Annotated in this window: 14 protein-coding genes; 11 read left to right on the top strand and 3 right to left on the bottom strand. The window is 62.4% G+C overall.

Going from position 1 to position 13,271, the window contains the following annotated elements:
• Positions 1–73 precede the first annotated feature (73 nt).
• Positions 74–448, bottom strand: coding sequence for a hypothetical protein (locus E8K79_RS14295; RefSeq protein ID WP_136515304.1), 375 nt, complete (start codon positions 446–448; stop codon positions 74–76).
• 280 nt (positions 449–728) lie between these two features.
• On the opposite strand from E8K79_RS14295, the gene E8K79_RS14300 reads away from it, so the two are divergent.
• Positions 729–2,060, top strand: coding sequence for a GAF domain-containing sensor histidine kinase (locus tag E8K79_RS14300; protein ID WP_136515305.1), 1,332 nt, complete (start codon positions 729–731; stop codon positions 2,058–2,060).
• 133 nt (positions 2,061–2,193) lie between these two features.
• Here the strand turns inward: E8K79_RS14300 and E8K79_RS14305 are convergent, their stop codons facing one another.
• The gene (locus E8K79_RS14305) at positions 2,194–2,637 is read right to left on the bottom strand and encodes a single-stranded DNA-binding protein (RefSeq protein WP_136515306.1); all 444 of its coding nucleotides are present in this window, start codon (positions 2,635–2,637) and stop codon (positions 2,194–2,196) included.
• A 110-nt stretch (positions 2,638–2,747) separates the two neighbouring features.
• Between E8K79_RS14305 and E8K79_RS14310 the strand changes: the two genes are divergently transcribed.
• The 9 genes from E8K79_RS14310 to E8K79_RS14350 all read left to right on the top strand — a co-directional run bounded on the left by E8K79_RS14310 (position 2,748) and on the right by E8K79_RS14350 (position 11,069).
• Complete coding sequence (locus E8K79_RS14310; protein ID WP_135868902.1) at positions 2,748–3,443, top strand: lysophospholipid acyltransferase family protein; 696 nt, start codon at positions 2,748–2,750, stop codon at positions 3,441–3,443.
• Positions 3,444–3,626 (top strand): hypothetical protein, encoded by a 183-nt coding sequence (locus tag E8K79_RS14315; protein WP_135868901.1) that lies wholly within the window; start codon positions 3,444–3,446, stop codon positions 3,624–3,626.
• Between the two features lie 26 nt (positions 3,627–3,652).
• A complete protein-coding gene (locus tag E8K79_RS14320; protein WP_136515307.1) occupies positions 3,653–4,069 on the top strand; it encodes a hypothetical protein in 417 nt (138 codons plus the stop codon).
• A gap of 311 nt (positions 4,070–4,380) precedes the next feature.
• Positions 4,381–6,057, top strand: a complete 1,677-nt coding sequence (locus tag E8K79_RS14325; RefSeq protein WP_135868899.1) for a ribonuclease J — start codon at positions 4,381–4,383, stop codon at positions 6,055–6,057.
• Between the two features lie 57 nt (positions 6,058–6,114).
• Positions 6,115–8,436, top strand: a complete 2,322-nt coding sequence (locus tag E8K79_RS14330; protein ID WP_136515308.1) for a DNA translocase FtsK — start codon at positions 6,115–6,117, stop codon at positions 8,434–8,436.
• 47 nt (positions 8,437–8,483) lie between these two features.
• The gene (locus E8K79_RS14335; RefSeq protein ID WP_135868897.1) at positions 8,484–9,050 is read left to right on the top strand and encodes a glycine cleavage system protein R; all 567 of its coding nucleotides are present in this window, start codon (positions 8,484–8,486) and stop codon (positions 9,048–9,050) included.
• Between the two features lie 7 nt (positions 9,051–9,057).
• A complete protein-coding gene (gene def, locus E8K79_RS14340) occupies positions 9,058–9,564 on the top strand; it encodes a peptide deformylase (protein WP_136515309.1) in 507 nt (168 codons plus the stop codon).
• 68 nt (positions 9,565–9,632) lie between these two features.
• Complete coding sequence (locus E8K79_RS14345; RefSeq protein ID WP_136515310.1) at positions 9,633–10,349, top strand: cytochrome c biogenesis protein; 717 nt, start codon at positions 9,633–9,635, stop codon at positions 10,347–10,349.
• 42 nt (positions 10,350–10,391) lie between these two features.
• Entirely contained in the window at positions 10,392–11,069 is a 678-nt protein-coding gene (locus tag E8K79_RS14350; protein ID WP_136515311.1) for a cytochrome c biogenesis protein ResB, read from the top strand.
• 34 nt (positions 11,070–11,103) lie between these two features.
• On the opposite strand, the gene E8K79_RS14355 is transcribed toward E8K79_RS14350, so the two are convergent.
• The gene (locus tag E8K79_RS14355) at positions 11,104–11,685 is read right to left on the bottom strand and encodes a peptidylprolyl isomerase (RefSeq protein ID WP_136515312.1); all 582 of its coding nucleotides are present in this window, start codon (positions 11,683–11,685) and stop codon (positions 11,104–11,106) included.
• 159 nt (positions 11,686–11,844) lie between these two features.
• On the opposite strand from E8K79_RS14355, the gene E8K79_RS14360 reads away from it, so the two are divergent.
• Positions 11,845–13,254 carry a phosphoglucomutase/phosphomannomutase family protein gene (locus E8K79_RS14360; RefSeq protein ID WP_136515313.1) on the top strand — a complete coding sequence of 470 codons (1,410 nt, stop codon included), beginning with the start codon at positions 11,845–11,847 and terminating at the stop codon, positions 13,252–13,254.
• Positions 13,255–13,271: the final 17 nt, after the last annotated feature.

Genomic DNA, 13,271 nt, shown 5'->3' on the forward strand with positions numbered 1-13,271 from the left:
ACGTTGAACGTCTACATAACTAGCACAAACAGGTGGGGCTGAAAACCATAACCTGAAAAAAGAGGGAAGACGCTCAGGGTTCGCCGTGCGTTGCGCCTCCCGCTGCCATGCAGGCGGTGCCGCCGCCGGTCAGCTTGTGTACCGCGACCGTCATGCCGCGCACCTTCGCCTCGAACTCGCCGTAAGCGCGGGCGATCTCCCCCTCGGCGCTCGCCACCAGCGCGTTCAGCTTCCTTTCCGCGGCTTCGAGCTCCCTGCGGTACTGTTCCAGCTGCTCGTCTACGTCCATCAGCATGTTTTCCAGTTTCCAGCGGCGGTTAGCCGGGGTGAGTGAGTAGTCGTTGAGGATCGCGGTGATGTCATCTTCGGTGCTCTGCAGGTGTGCTTCCGCTTCTCTTCTTTTCCTGATCGCCAGCTGCATCTTCTCGAACGAAATGATCTTGGCCATACCTGTTCCTTCAGCACGTGTTTCACAAGGGGCGATGAACCCCATTCCTTCAAGCCGCATCGGTTGACGTTTCTGTCAGCGAGGCATTGATATCTTATTTTATTTGTGCCAGTCGTGTAAACGCCTAAATGAAAAGGAAAAACTCACGAATCGTGTAGTGGTGTCCAAGCGGTGGCGCCGGCGGGGGCGGCTTGAAAGTGTCGGAAAATCTGATACTTTATCCCCTTGTGTCCGAGGGTGACCAAGGCGGCCGTGTACGGCCTTTATGGAAGAGGGAACGATGAACGGTAAAGAAGCGAGGGAAGTTCTGGAACATGTAGCGGACCCCACGAGGCTCGCGGCCTTGCGCGCCGTCGCCCTGCTCGACACACCCGCGGAGGAGGCGTTTGACAGGCTGACCCGACTCGCGGCACGCTTCACCAGCGCCCCGACGGCACTCGTCTCCCTGATCGACTCGGACCGGCAGTTCTTCAAAAGCTGTCTGGGACTTCCTGAGCCGTGGCAGTCACGGCGTGAAACCCCGCTTTCCCATTCCTTCTGCCAGTACAACCGCATCGCCAAGACCCCACTCGTAATTAAGGACGCGCGGGAGCATCCGCTTTTCAAGGACAACCTCGCCATCCGGGACTTGAACGTGATTGCCTACCTCGGCATCCCCCTCGCCAGCGCGGACGGCTACATCCTCGGCTCTTTCTGTGTCATCGACGGGAAGCCCAGAGAGTGGACCGGCGAGCAGATTTCCGTGGTGGAGGATCTGGCCGCCGCCGTGATGACGGAAATCCAGCTGAGGTCGGAGATCGTGACCCGGCGCCTGGCCGAGCGGCAGATGAAGGAGAGAAACGGCGAACTCTGTACCGCCTACGAGAAGCTGGAGCGGGAAAGTGCGGAGCGGTTGCAGGCCGTGGAGCGGCTGCGGCAGATGGATCGCATGCTGATCCAGCAGGGGCGGCTGGCGGCCATGGGAGAGTTGATCAGCAACATCGCGCACCAATGGCGCCAGCCGCTGAACGTGCTCGCCCTTCTGGCCCAGGACCTCCCTATCACCCTGCGGCTTGGTGAGCTGACCGAGGAATACCTGGACACGAAGGTGGAGAAGATGATGGATGCCATCGTGCATATGTCGCAGACCATCGACAAGTTCAGGAGCTTTTTCACCCCCGCGACGGAAAAGTCCAGTTTCTCCGTGCTGGGGGCGGTGGAGAAGACCGTTTCCCTGGTGGATATCAGTCTGCACGAGGTGCAGATCAGGATCGAGGTTACCTCCTCGGCGCAGCCGCAGATCGACGGGTACCCGAACGAGTACGCCCAGGTGCTCTTGAACCTTCTCATCAACGCGCGGGACGCCTTCATCGCGGCGAAGCCGCCCCAACCGACGATCCGGATCCACGTGGGCGAAGAAAACGGGCGTTCGGTGGTGACCGTCTCCGACAACGCCGGCGGGGTGCCGGAGGAGATCCTCGACAAGGTATTCGATCCCTACTTCACCACGAAAGGGCCGCAGGGGGCGGGGATCGGTCTTTACATGGCGAAGATGATCATCGAGAGAAACATGAAGGGAACGCTCACCGTCGAGAATACCGAGGGTGGCGCGAGGTTCCGCTTGGTGGTTTGAGGCAAGCGGTGACGGTGACGTGGGCGAGTACGATGACGCTGCAATCGATGCACCGCCGTTAAAGCGGCAAAAAAAAAGGCGCAACCTCATGTGGGTGCGCCTTTTCCTTTACCTCTAGTGCCCTGGGTACCGACTAGAACGGGATCTCGTCGTCCGGGTTGAAGGTCGGCTCTTCGTAACCGCCACCCTGGTTGTAGTCCTGCTGCTGCGGACGGCCGCCGCCCTGGCGCGGTGCGCCACCCTCGCCCTTCGCGGAAAGCATCTGCATCTTCTCACCCACGATCTCGGTGGTGTAGCGGTCCTTGCCGTCCTTGTCGGTCCACTTGCGGGTCTGCAGGCGCCCCTCGATATATACCGTCTTCCCCTTGGCGAGGTACTCGCCGGCGATCTCAGCGAGACGCGCCCAGAGGGTGATGTTGTGCCATTCGGTCTTGTCTTCCCAGTTGCCGTCCTTGCCCTTGATCCGGTCGGTGGTGGCCAGGGAGAAGGAGGCTACGGCGGTGCCGCCGGCGGTGTAACGGACCTCGGGGTCCTTGCCCAGGTTGCCTATGAGCATCACCTTGTTCAGACTTGCCATGGGGGTGTTCTCCTTTTGCGTTTTGAATTGGGGAAGTGTATAGAAATCACGCCCTCATGGCAAGCGATATTGTTTGACTCTCATCGTAAAAAAAAGTAACGTAACCGGTCATGCTGAGAGCCCGTATCTACCTTCTTTTCTTCGTTCCGTACACGTTGTTATGCAGCCTCGCTGCCGTGATCGGCGGCCTGTTCGATGCTTCCGGCCGGGTGGGTCACGCCTGCGCGAGGGTCTGGAGCCTGGTCTCGCTCCCGATGGCCGGGATCAAGGTCGAAGTGGAGGGGCTGGAAATGGTCCCGACCGAGGGGCCGGTCATCTACATGGGGAACCACCAGGGCAACTTCGACATCCTCGCCCTGACCCGCGCCATCCCGCGCCTGTTCTCCTGGGTCGCCAAGGAGGAACTCTTCCGGGTGCCGGTCTTCGGCGCCGCGATGCGCCGGGCCGGGTACATCCCGCTTGACCGCAGCGACGGCAGGAAGGCACTGAAGAGCATGAAACAGGCGGCGCAGCGCATCGCCTCGGGTGCAAGTGTTGTGATCTTCCCGGAGGGGACCCGCACGAAGGACGGTGCGCTCCTTCCCTTCAAACGCGGCGCCTTCATGCTGGCGGTGCGCGCCGGGGTTCCTATCGTCCCCTTCACCATCAATGGCAGCAGGGCCATCAACCCGCGCAACCGGATCGAGCTGCGCCCCGGCACCATCAGGGTCAGCTTCGGTGCACCGATCGAGGTCGCCGGCGTCGCCGAGGCCGAGCTCCTGGAACGGGTGCGCGCGGCGATCGCGGCAAAGCTGGAGGTTGACTAGATGTCGATCGTTTACCTCTTACCGGCCCTCTTCGGCGTCGCGCTCATCTTCTGGGGACTGCCGGCCGCACACCGGCTGCGCTCCCCCTTGAACGTCCTCGCGGCGGCGGCCGTGCTTTTGGGCGTGGCGCTCCTCCTTCTGGGGACGCTCCTCACCGTGGCCCCGAACTTCTTTCGTGCATGACGCGATAGGGACGTAACAGGAACGACATGGATAAGGTCAAGACCATAGCAATAAACGTAGCGGTAGTCGTCGCCATCTCCCTTGCCCTCCTCTGGGGGAACACCCTGTACCGGCAGTACGTGCAGTTTGACAAAGGGGAAAAGGCTCTGCTCGCCGGGGACTTCACCGCCGCGGTGGCCGGGTACGAGGCGGCCATCCACATGTACACCCCGGGAAGCTCGGTGGTGCCGCGTGCCGCGCAGAAACTGTGGGATCTCGGCCAGATGGCCGAGGGACGTCACGACACGGCGCGGGCGCTCATCGCCTACCGCGCCCTGAGGAGCTCTTTTTACGCCGTGGCCGGCTCCTACGCTCCGGGACAGGACTGGATCGCGCGCTGCGATGCCCGCATCGCGGACCTCGTGCTGCAGCAGAAGGGGTGGCCGGGGCCTTCGGGGAATTAACTCAGCCCGAGTTGCCGCTTTCGCAAAAGGGACTTAGAGGGTGACTCCGTTGTCACCTGGATGCTGAGGCTACCTTGGCTAAATCCCCCCCGCCCCCCCCTTCGTAAAGGGGGGAGCGCGAGGTCACCTGCTGCGCTTCGTGGACCGCTGTACTGCACGTTCCCCGGAATTCCGTGCAGAACCTTTGCGATGGGTGGGAATGAGAAATATGTCGGATTAACAATACCCCGCAAAGGTGCGGTCCGGTCTTGACCTGATAGCGGGCTGCAGGCGGGGTTAGCGGGGACAGGCGTCCCCGGCAAGGGAGTACTTTGGAAGCAACCAGTATCGAGAGTACCGGCCTGAAGTTCGTGGCGCTCGGAGGACTCGGCGAGATCGGCCTGAACATGGCGGCCTTCGAGTACGGCGAGGACATCGTCATCGTCGACTGCGGCCTCATGTTCCCGGAACCGTACATGCTGGGTATCGACGTGGTGATCCCGGACATCGGCTACCTCATGGAACGGGCCGACCGCATCCGGGCCATCCTGCTCACGCACGGCCACGAGGACCACATCGGCGCGCTCCCCTACGTGCTGAGGGACATCAATCCCCCCATCTACGGCACCGCCCTCACCCTCGGCTTCGTGAAGGAAAAGCTCAAGGAGTTCGAGCTGGACGAGAAGGTCGACCTTCGCGTGGTGAAGCCCAGGGACGTGATCGAACTTGGAGATTTCATCGTCGAGTTCATCCGTGTCGCCCACTCCACGGTGGACGGCTGTGCCCTGGCCCTTACCTGCCCCGAGGGGGTGGTGATCCACACCGGCGACTTCAAGCTCGACCAGACCCCGGTGGATGGCGAGCTGACCGATCTCCCCACCTTCGCCCGTTACGGGCAGGCCGGGGTCTTGGCCCTCTTCGCCGACTCCACCAACATCGAGCGCGAGGGGTACACGCTCTCCGAGCGGGTGGTGGGTGAGGCCTTCGACGAGATCTTCCCGAGCTGCGCGGGGCGCGTGATCGTCGCGGCCTTCTCGAGCAATATCCACCGCGTGCAGCAGGTGGTGGACGCGGCACGAAAGAGCGGCCGGAAGGTGCTTTTGAACGGCCGTTCCATGATCGCCAACGTGCAGATCGCACGCGAGCTCGGCTACCTGAGAGTCCCCGACGACGTCCTGATGGATCTGAAGGAGCTCCCGAGGCTCCCTAAGGAGCAGGTCTGCATGATCACCACCGGGAGCCAGGGGGAGCCTAGGAGCTCGCTCATCCGCATCGCGATGGACGATCACAAGCAGATCAAGCTGGAGCGGGGCGACACGGTCATCCTCTCCTCGCGCTTCATCCCGGGGAACGAGAAGACCATCTCGGACTTGATGAACCACCTGTACCGGCGCGGCGCCGAGGTGATCCACGAGAAGGTCTCCGAGGTGCACGTCTCGGGGCACGCAAGCCAGGAGGAGCTGAAGCTTCTGCACAACCTGGTGAAGCCCCGCTTCTTCGTGCCGGTGCACGGCGAGTACCGACATCTCGTGAAGCACGCCCAGCTGGCCCAAAAGGTCGGCACCCCGGAGGAGCGCTGCATCCTCGCCGTGAACGGCGACGTGGTGCTCTTCTCGGGTGACGAGGCGGCGGTCGTGGACCACGTGAACACGGGCCGTGTTTTCGTGGACGGCAAGGGGGTCGGCGACGTCGGCAACGTGGTCTTGAAGGACAGGAAGCATCTCTCCGAGGACGGCATGGTGGTGGTCATCGTCGGCATCAACCAGGTGAGCGGCGAGATCATCTACGGCCCGGACATCGTGTCGCGTGGCTTCATCTTTGAGGATGAGAGCCAGCAGTACCTGGACGAGGCGAAGAAGGTGGTGCTGGACACGCTCGCCCTGGTGAGCAGCGAGGCGCTCACCGACTGGAGCGAGGTGAAACTCGAGGTGCGCCGCGTGCTGCGCCGTTTCTTCAACAAGACCATAGAGAGGCGGCCGGTGATCCTGCCGCTTGTTCTGGAGATGTAATCACCCCATCCCCAACCCTCCCCCGCCGGGGGAAGGAGTCCAAAACACGGGTAACGCATGACGACTGAAGAGAAGATCGAAAAGAAGGAAAAGGTTACCAAGGAAGTGAAGGGGATGGCCTTCGGCGCCGCCGGGATCTTCCTGTTCGTGGCGCTCGCCTCCTACCACGGCGAGGACCTCTCCTTCAACAGCGTCTCCACGCTCACCCAGACCCGGAACCTCGGGGGACGCTTCGGTGCCGAGCTGGCGGACTTCTTCCTGCAGCTCTTCGGGCTTGCCTCCTACATCTTCCCCTGCAACCTGATCTACCTCGCCTACCGCTCCTTCACCTCGGACCCGGTCCGCTGGCGGCGCTACAAGGCCGTCGGCTTCGTCCTGCTGGTGGTCTCGGTCGCGGGGCTTTTCGCCTTCAACCTGCAGTTCACCGAGTTCCTGGGGCAGCGTGTTCCGACCGGCGGCTTCATCGGCTTCCAGAGTTCCGCCCTTTTGAAGCGTGCCTTCGGCACGGTCGGCGCGCTCCTCATCCTCCTCCCGATGCTGGCGGCTAGCGCCATGTTACTTTCCCGCTTCTCCTTCGTCCTCTTCGCCAACTGGTGGATGACGGCGCTGAAGGATAGCTGGGAAAAGAGCAAGCAGCGCCGGGCACTCGCGCGCGAGCTAGCCTCGGAGAAGGAAAAGGAAGAAAAGCCCAGGCAGCACGCGGCACCGGTCATCAAGCCTGCCGTTGTGCCGCCGCCGGTTCCCGCGCCGGTGGCCAAGAAGGAAAAGAAGAGGGACGAGAAGAAGAGCGAGCCGGTGCAGGAGGCCTTCGATTTCATCAAGGCCGAAGGGGACTTCAAGACTCCGCCGCTTTCCCTGCTTGATCCTCCGCCCGAGGGGGCGAAGCGCCAGGACAAGGAAACCCTCACCATGAACGCGCGGCTCATGGAGAAGAAGCTGAAGGACTTCGGCGTGGAAGGGGAGGTGGTGGAGATCTGCCCCGGCCCGGTCATCACCATGTACGAGTTCTCTCCCGGCCCCGGCATCAAGGTGAGCCGCATCGCCGGCCTGCAGGACGACCTGACCATGGCGCTGCAGGCGCACTCTATACGCATCGTGGCCCCGATCCCGGGCAAGGGGGTCGTCGGTATCGAGCTTCCCAACCGGGAGCGCGATATGGTGTCGCTGCGCGAGATCTTCAACTCGGAGCAGTTCCACAAGGGGAAGATGAAGCTCCCGATGGCGCTCGGCAAGGACATCGCCGGCACGCCGCTCGTTACCGACTTGGCCAAGATGCCTCACCTCCTAGTCGCCGGCGCCACCGGTTCCGGTAAATCGGTCGCCATCAACACGATGATCCTGTCGCTTCTGTACACCTCGACTCCCAACGACGTCAGGATCATCATGGTCGATCCGAAGATGCTGGAACTCTCGGTCTATGAGGGTATCCCGCACCTCCTGCTCCCGGTGGTCACCAACCCCAAGAAGGCGGCTCTCGCGCTCAAGTGGGCCGTCGAGGAGATGGGGCGGCGCTACCGCCTCATGTCGGACAAGGGGGTCAGGAATATCGATTCCTACAACCGCGAGCTGGAGCGGCAGGAGAAGGAAGAGGCCGAGAACCGCGCGCGCGAGACCGTCGTGGTCGAGGAGATCGACGAGGCCGATCACCTGGATGACCCGGAGGACATGGAGGCGCGCGAGGCGGCCATCCAGGCGTTCCTGGCCAAGGAAGAGCAGCTGGAGCACGGCCACCTCCCCTACATCGTGGTCATCGTCGACGAGCTTGCCGACCTGATGATGGTGGCCGGCCGCGAGATCGAGGAGTCCATCGCCCGTCTGGCCCAGATGGCACGTGCCGCCGGCATCCACCTGATCCTCGCCACCCAGCGCCCGTCGGTCGATGTCATCACCGGCCTCATCAAGGCAAACTTCCCGGCCAGGATCTCCTTCCAGGTCTCCTCTAAGATCGACTCTCGCACCATCCTGGACTGCAACGGCGCCGAGTCGCTTCTGGGCGCGGGCGACATGCTCTTCCTCCCGCCGGGGACCTCGAAGATGATCCGCTCCCACGGCGCCTTCGTCTCCGACGCCGAGGTGCAGCGCGTGGTCGAGTTCCTGAAGAAGCAGGGGAAACCGGTCTACGAGAAGTCGATCCTGGAGATGAAGGCTAGCGACGAGAAGGGAGGGGGCGACGAGGACGAGGATATCGACGAGCGCTACGACGACGCCCTGGCCCTGGTGGCCGAGGCGAAGCAGGCCTCGATCTCCATGATCCAGCGCCGCCTGAGGATCGGCTACAACCGCGCCGCCCGCATCATCGAGAAGATGGAGCAGGAAGGGGTGATCGGCCCCTCCGACGGCACCAGCAAGCCCCGCGAAGTTTTCATCAACAAGATTTAGCAGGGGACCGGCTCCGCAGGTGCCTGTCCCCCTAACAAGGAGGCCCAATGAACCTTTGTCGCAAGCCCAACCTGGCTCATTTCGCCATCACCATTATCGGTAAGGACCGCACCGGCATCGTGGCGGACACCTCCGAGGTGTTGTACAAGCTCGGCTGCAATGTCGAGGACTCCAGCTGTACCATGCTGGGGGGCGAGTTTGCCATGATCCTGATCGTCGCCCACGAGAAGCCCTTCTCCAAGAAGAAGCTCGAGGAGGAGTTTGCCCTTAAGACCGCGGGGACCGGCCTTTCCGCCTTCGTCCGCGCGCTGAAGGATGACGAGGTCTGCTACCAGGGGCCGGAAGGGGAGCTCTGCCTCATCTCGGTCTACGGCTCGGACAAGACGGGCATCGTCTACCGCGTCACCCGCGAACTTGCCGACCGCGGCGTGAGCATCACCGACCTCAACACGAAGTTGATCGGCAAGCCCACGGACCCGGTCTATGTGCTCGTGCTCGAGGCCGCGCTCCCGCAGGGGCTCACGGTGGAGGATGCTTCCGCCCTCCTGGAAAAACTGAAAAAGGAGTTGAGCGTAGAGATCTCGGTCCGTCTCATAACACCGGTCTCCCTCTGATCTTTATATGGCAGTCAAAGAGATAGTTACCTACCCCGATCCCATTCTGAAGCAGGTCTGCGCCCCGGTGCAGGCCATAGACGATGAGGTCAAAAAGCTCATCGAAGACCTAGTGGACACCATGCACGCCGGACCCGGTTCGGTCGGCGTCGCCGCGCCGCAGATCGGCGTGTCGATGCGGGTCTGTGTGATCGACGTCTCCAAGAACCGGCACGGCAAGGAGAACAACCACGGCCTGTTGCTGATGATCAACCCGGAGATCGTCTCGAAAAGCGGCGCCGCCGTGATGCGGGAAGGGTGCATGAGCGTCCCGGACTACACCGGCGACGTCGAGCGCGCCACCGAGCTCACCTTGCGCTTCACCGAGCCCGACGGCAACGTGCGCGAGTTCGATGCCTCCGGTTTCGAGGCGGTCGCCATCCAGCACGAGATGGATCACCTGGACGGCTTTTTGTTCCTGGACCGTATCGCCTCGCTGAAGACCGGCCTGTTCAGACGCAAGAACTACAAATAGAGCGCGCCCCCTCCCTAACCCTCCCCCTCCGGGGGAGGGGATGTTAACGGCCAGCTTCTGGATCTTCTATGAAACCGCTTCTCATAACATCGGCGCTGCTCTTCGCCGCGTCGGTCCGGCGCCCGGTCTTCGTGGTGGCGCTTGCCTGCAGCCTCGCCTATCTTGCCTCGCGCGGCGTGGCGCTCGGGCGTCTACCGCTCATCGGGCCGCAGGATACCCTTGCCTTCTTCTCCGGCTCGATCGGCCTCATGGCGCTCCCCTTCGTCTATGACCGTCGGCTCTCCGGCGTGCGCTGGTTTTGCTGGGGATGCGGGGGGCTCGCGGCGCTCTTCGCCGTACTGGCACTTCCCTTCCCGACACTGAACATGCCACTTCCCCCCGTCCTCGATACCTACTGGTTCGAGCTGCACGTGGCGCTCGCATTCTTCGCCTATGCCCTGTTCGGCATTGCGGCGCTGCTTGGGGGGCTGTTTCTGCGCGGCGCGGGGCGGCCGGTGCTCGATCTGCAGTATCGGGCGGCGCTGGTCGGGTACAGCTTTTTCTCGCTCTCCATGGTCTGCGGCGGCATCTGGGGGTATTACGCCTGGGGCACCTACTGGCTCTGGACCGCGAAGGAGCTCTGGACCTCGATTCTCTGGATGTTCTACTCGCTCTACCTGCACCTGCGCCTGAAGGGACCGGCATGGGAGCGCGGCTTTGCCTGGCTCGGGATCGCGGGCTTCGCCATCACGCTCTTCACCTACCTCGGCGTCAGCATGCTCATGCGGAGCTCGCACAGCTTTTAAGTCGGACCGGTCTGACCGGTCTGACAAAAGAGGAAAACGCCCTTGCTGAAAAAACTCTACGCCACCTTCTGCTCGCTGAACTTAGGCCTCTGGCTCATGACCGGCGTCATGGTCACTCTGGCCATAGGCTCCTTCTCGAAGGCGAGTTCCGAGGGGGGCGGGTTGAATGACATGCCGCTCCTTTTCTGGCTGCAGAGGGCACCGCTTGGCTACTCCTGGTGGCTCTGGCTCTGCATCGCCTGCATCGCGGTCCTTTTCGTGAACGCGCTCGTCTGCTCCATCGACGCCCTCAGGAAAAAGGGGCGCAGCGTGGCGCCGCACCTCATGCACGCGGGCTTCCTGCTCATCGTCCTTGCCCACCTGCTCTCCGCCTACGGCGGTTTCAAGCAACAGCTGCAGCTCCCCCAGGGGGATTCCTTCGGGTTCCCGGACGGCGAGCGGGTCGTGGTGGAGCGGATCACCGGTGACGTCGGGCCGATGGGGATGATGAGCGGCTACCGCGCCGACCTGCGCACGGCGGACGGGGTGCACGGCGTGCAGCCGAATCACCCCCTCTTCCACAAGGGATACGGCATCTACATAAAGGACGTGGCGCTAAGCCCTGTGCCGGTGGCGCTCTTCGAGGTGCACCGGGAACCGGGAGCGTTGGCTGCGTTCGTGGGGGCTTTACTCTTTACGGTGGGGAACTTGATGCTGCTCGCGCAGCGCAGGGGGAGATGAAACGGAAAGGGGCGCCTTGCGGCGCCCCTTTTGATTACTTGATCACCTTCATGTCCTTGATCACCACCGGCTGCACCGGGACGTCCGGCATCCCGTTGGAACCGATACCGGTCCTCGTTGCGGCGATCTTGTCGACCACGTCCATCCCCTCGACTACCTTGCCAAAGACGGCGTAACCGTAACCCATCGGACCGGCCATGGGCTGGTGGTTCAGAAACTTGTTGTCCACCACGTTGATGAAGAACTGGGCGGTGGCCGAATCGACCACGTTGGTGCGCGCCATGGCGAGGGTGCCGCGCTCGTTTTTGACGCCGTTGGCGGCCTCATTCTTGATCGGTGCCTTGGTCGGCTTCTGCTCTAGGTTCTGGGTGAAGCCGCCACCCTGGATCATGAACCCGGGAATGACGCGATGGAAGATGGTTCCCTTGTAGAAGCCGCTCTTCGCGTAGTCGAGGAAGTTCTTGACGGAGATCGGCGCCTCTTTCTGGAACAGTTCGACCTTCACGTTCCCCTGGTTGGTCTCGATGAGCACTACCGGGTTCTTCGCTTCAGCTGCCATGGCACCGCCGGCGAGAAAGAGCCCGAGCACCAACGCATGTATGAATCTCTTCAGCATGTTTTCGTACCTCCTCTGAGATTGGAAATGGGTGGCATCCTTATAAGCCAATAACCGTCGCCGGTCAACCTTTCCAGTTGATTAGGGCAAGTTAAGGGTTGACAGATCGGGCGGCGCCATGGAAAATGCGCAGTCATTAATATAAAAGGGAGGATTCTCTTGCAGATACAATTCGGCACCGACGGTTGGCGCGGCGTGATCGCGGACACCTTCACCTTCGAAAACCTGTCGCTGGTGGCGCAGGCGACCATGGACTACATGCACCGGGAGGGGCTTGCCGGGAAGGGGCTGGTGATCGGCTACGACCGCCGTTTTCTCTCCAGGGAGTTTGCCGAGCGCGTGGCGGCGATAGCCGCTGCCAACGGCATCAAGACCTGGCTTTCCGAAGGCTACACACCTACCCCAGCCCTTTCTTGGGCCGTGCACGAAAAAAATACCGGCGCGGGGATCATGATCACGGCGAGCCACAACCCTCCCCGTTACAACGGTTTCAAAGTGAAGGAGTCCTTCGGCGGGTCCGCGCGCCCCTCGACCACCAAGGTCCTGGAACAGATGGTTGCAGAAAATATCGCCGCGGCGCGCCCGGTGCAGGCAACGACGCTTGCCGAGGCGCTGGCCACGGGGCAGGTGGAGCTATTCGATGCCGTCGCCCCCTACCTGGCCCAGCTCAGGCGCTACGTCGACCTGGAGCTGATTCGCTCATCCGGCATCAAGGCCGTGGTAGACCCCATGTTCGGTGCGGGATGCGGCGTGCTCCCCACCCTCGTCCCGGGCATTGAAGAGATCCACGGCATTGAGAACCCCACCTTCGGGGGGCACCCTCCCGAGCCGATCGCCGAGCACCTGGGCGAACTGACTGCGCTGGTGCAGGGGGGGGCGTTCCAGGTTGGCCTCGCGCTGGACGGCGATGCGGACCGGATCGGCGCCATTGACGAGACCGGCGAGTTCTTCTCGTCGCACCGTATCTTCACCGTGTTGCTGCGCCACCTGTACGAGAGGAAGGGGCTGCGCGGTGCCGTAGTGAAGACGGTATCCACCACGCAGATGATCGACCTTTTGGCCCGGAAGTACGACCTGCGGCTCTTCGAGACCCAGATCGGCTTCAAGCACATTTGCGAGATGATGCTCGACAACGACATCCTGATGGGGGGCGAAGAGTCCGGCGGCCTCGGCGTTAAGGGGCACATCCCAGAGCGCGACGGCATCCTGATGGCGCTTTTGCTGCTCGAGGCGATGGCGATGAGCGGCAAGGGGCTGCGTGCGCTCCTCGAGGAGACCATGAACGAGATCGGACACTTCCACTACTCGCGCATCGACCTCCCCATAGACGGCGAAGCAAAGAAGGCCCTTTACGAGAAGCTGCAGACCGGGGATATCAACAGCATCGCAGGTTTTGACGTCGCAGGGCGCAATTTCAGCGATGGTTTCAAGTTCATCTTTGAGGACGGCGCCTGGCTGCTCATCCGTCCTTCCGGGACCGAGCCGGTGCTTAGGCTCTACAGCGAGGCGGGTGATCCCGCCAAGGTGGCGCTGCTTCTGGACGCTGCGAAAGGTATTGCGAGCGTGTAAGGGGCGGTTATCGCTCA

This window comes from Geomonas edaphica (assembly GCF_004917075.1).
Lineage (GTDB): Bacteria > Desulfobacterota > Desulfuromonadia > Geobacterales > Geobacteraceae > Geomonas > Geomonas edaphica.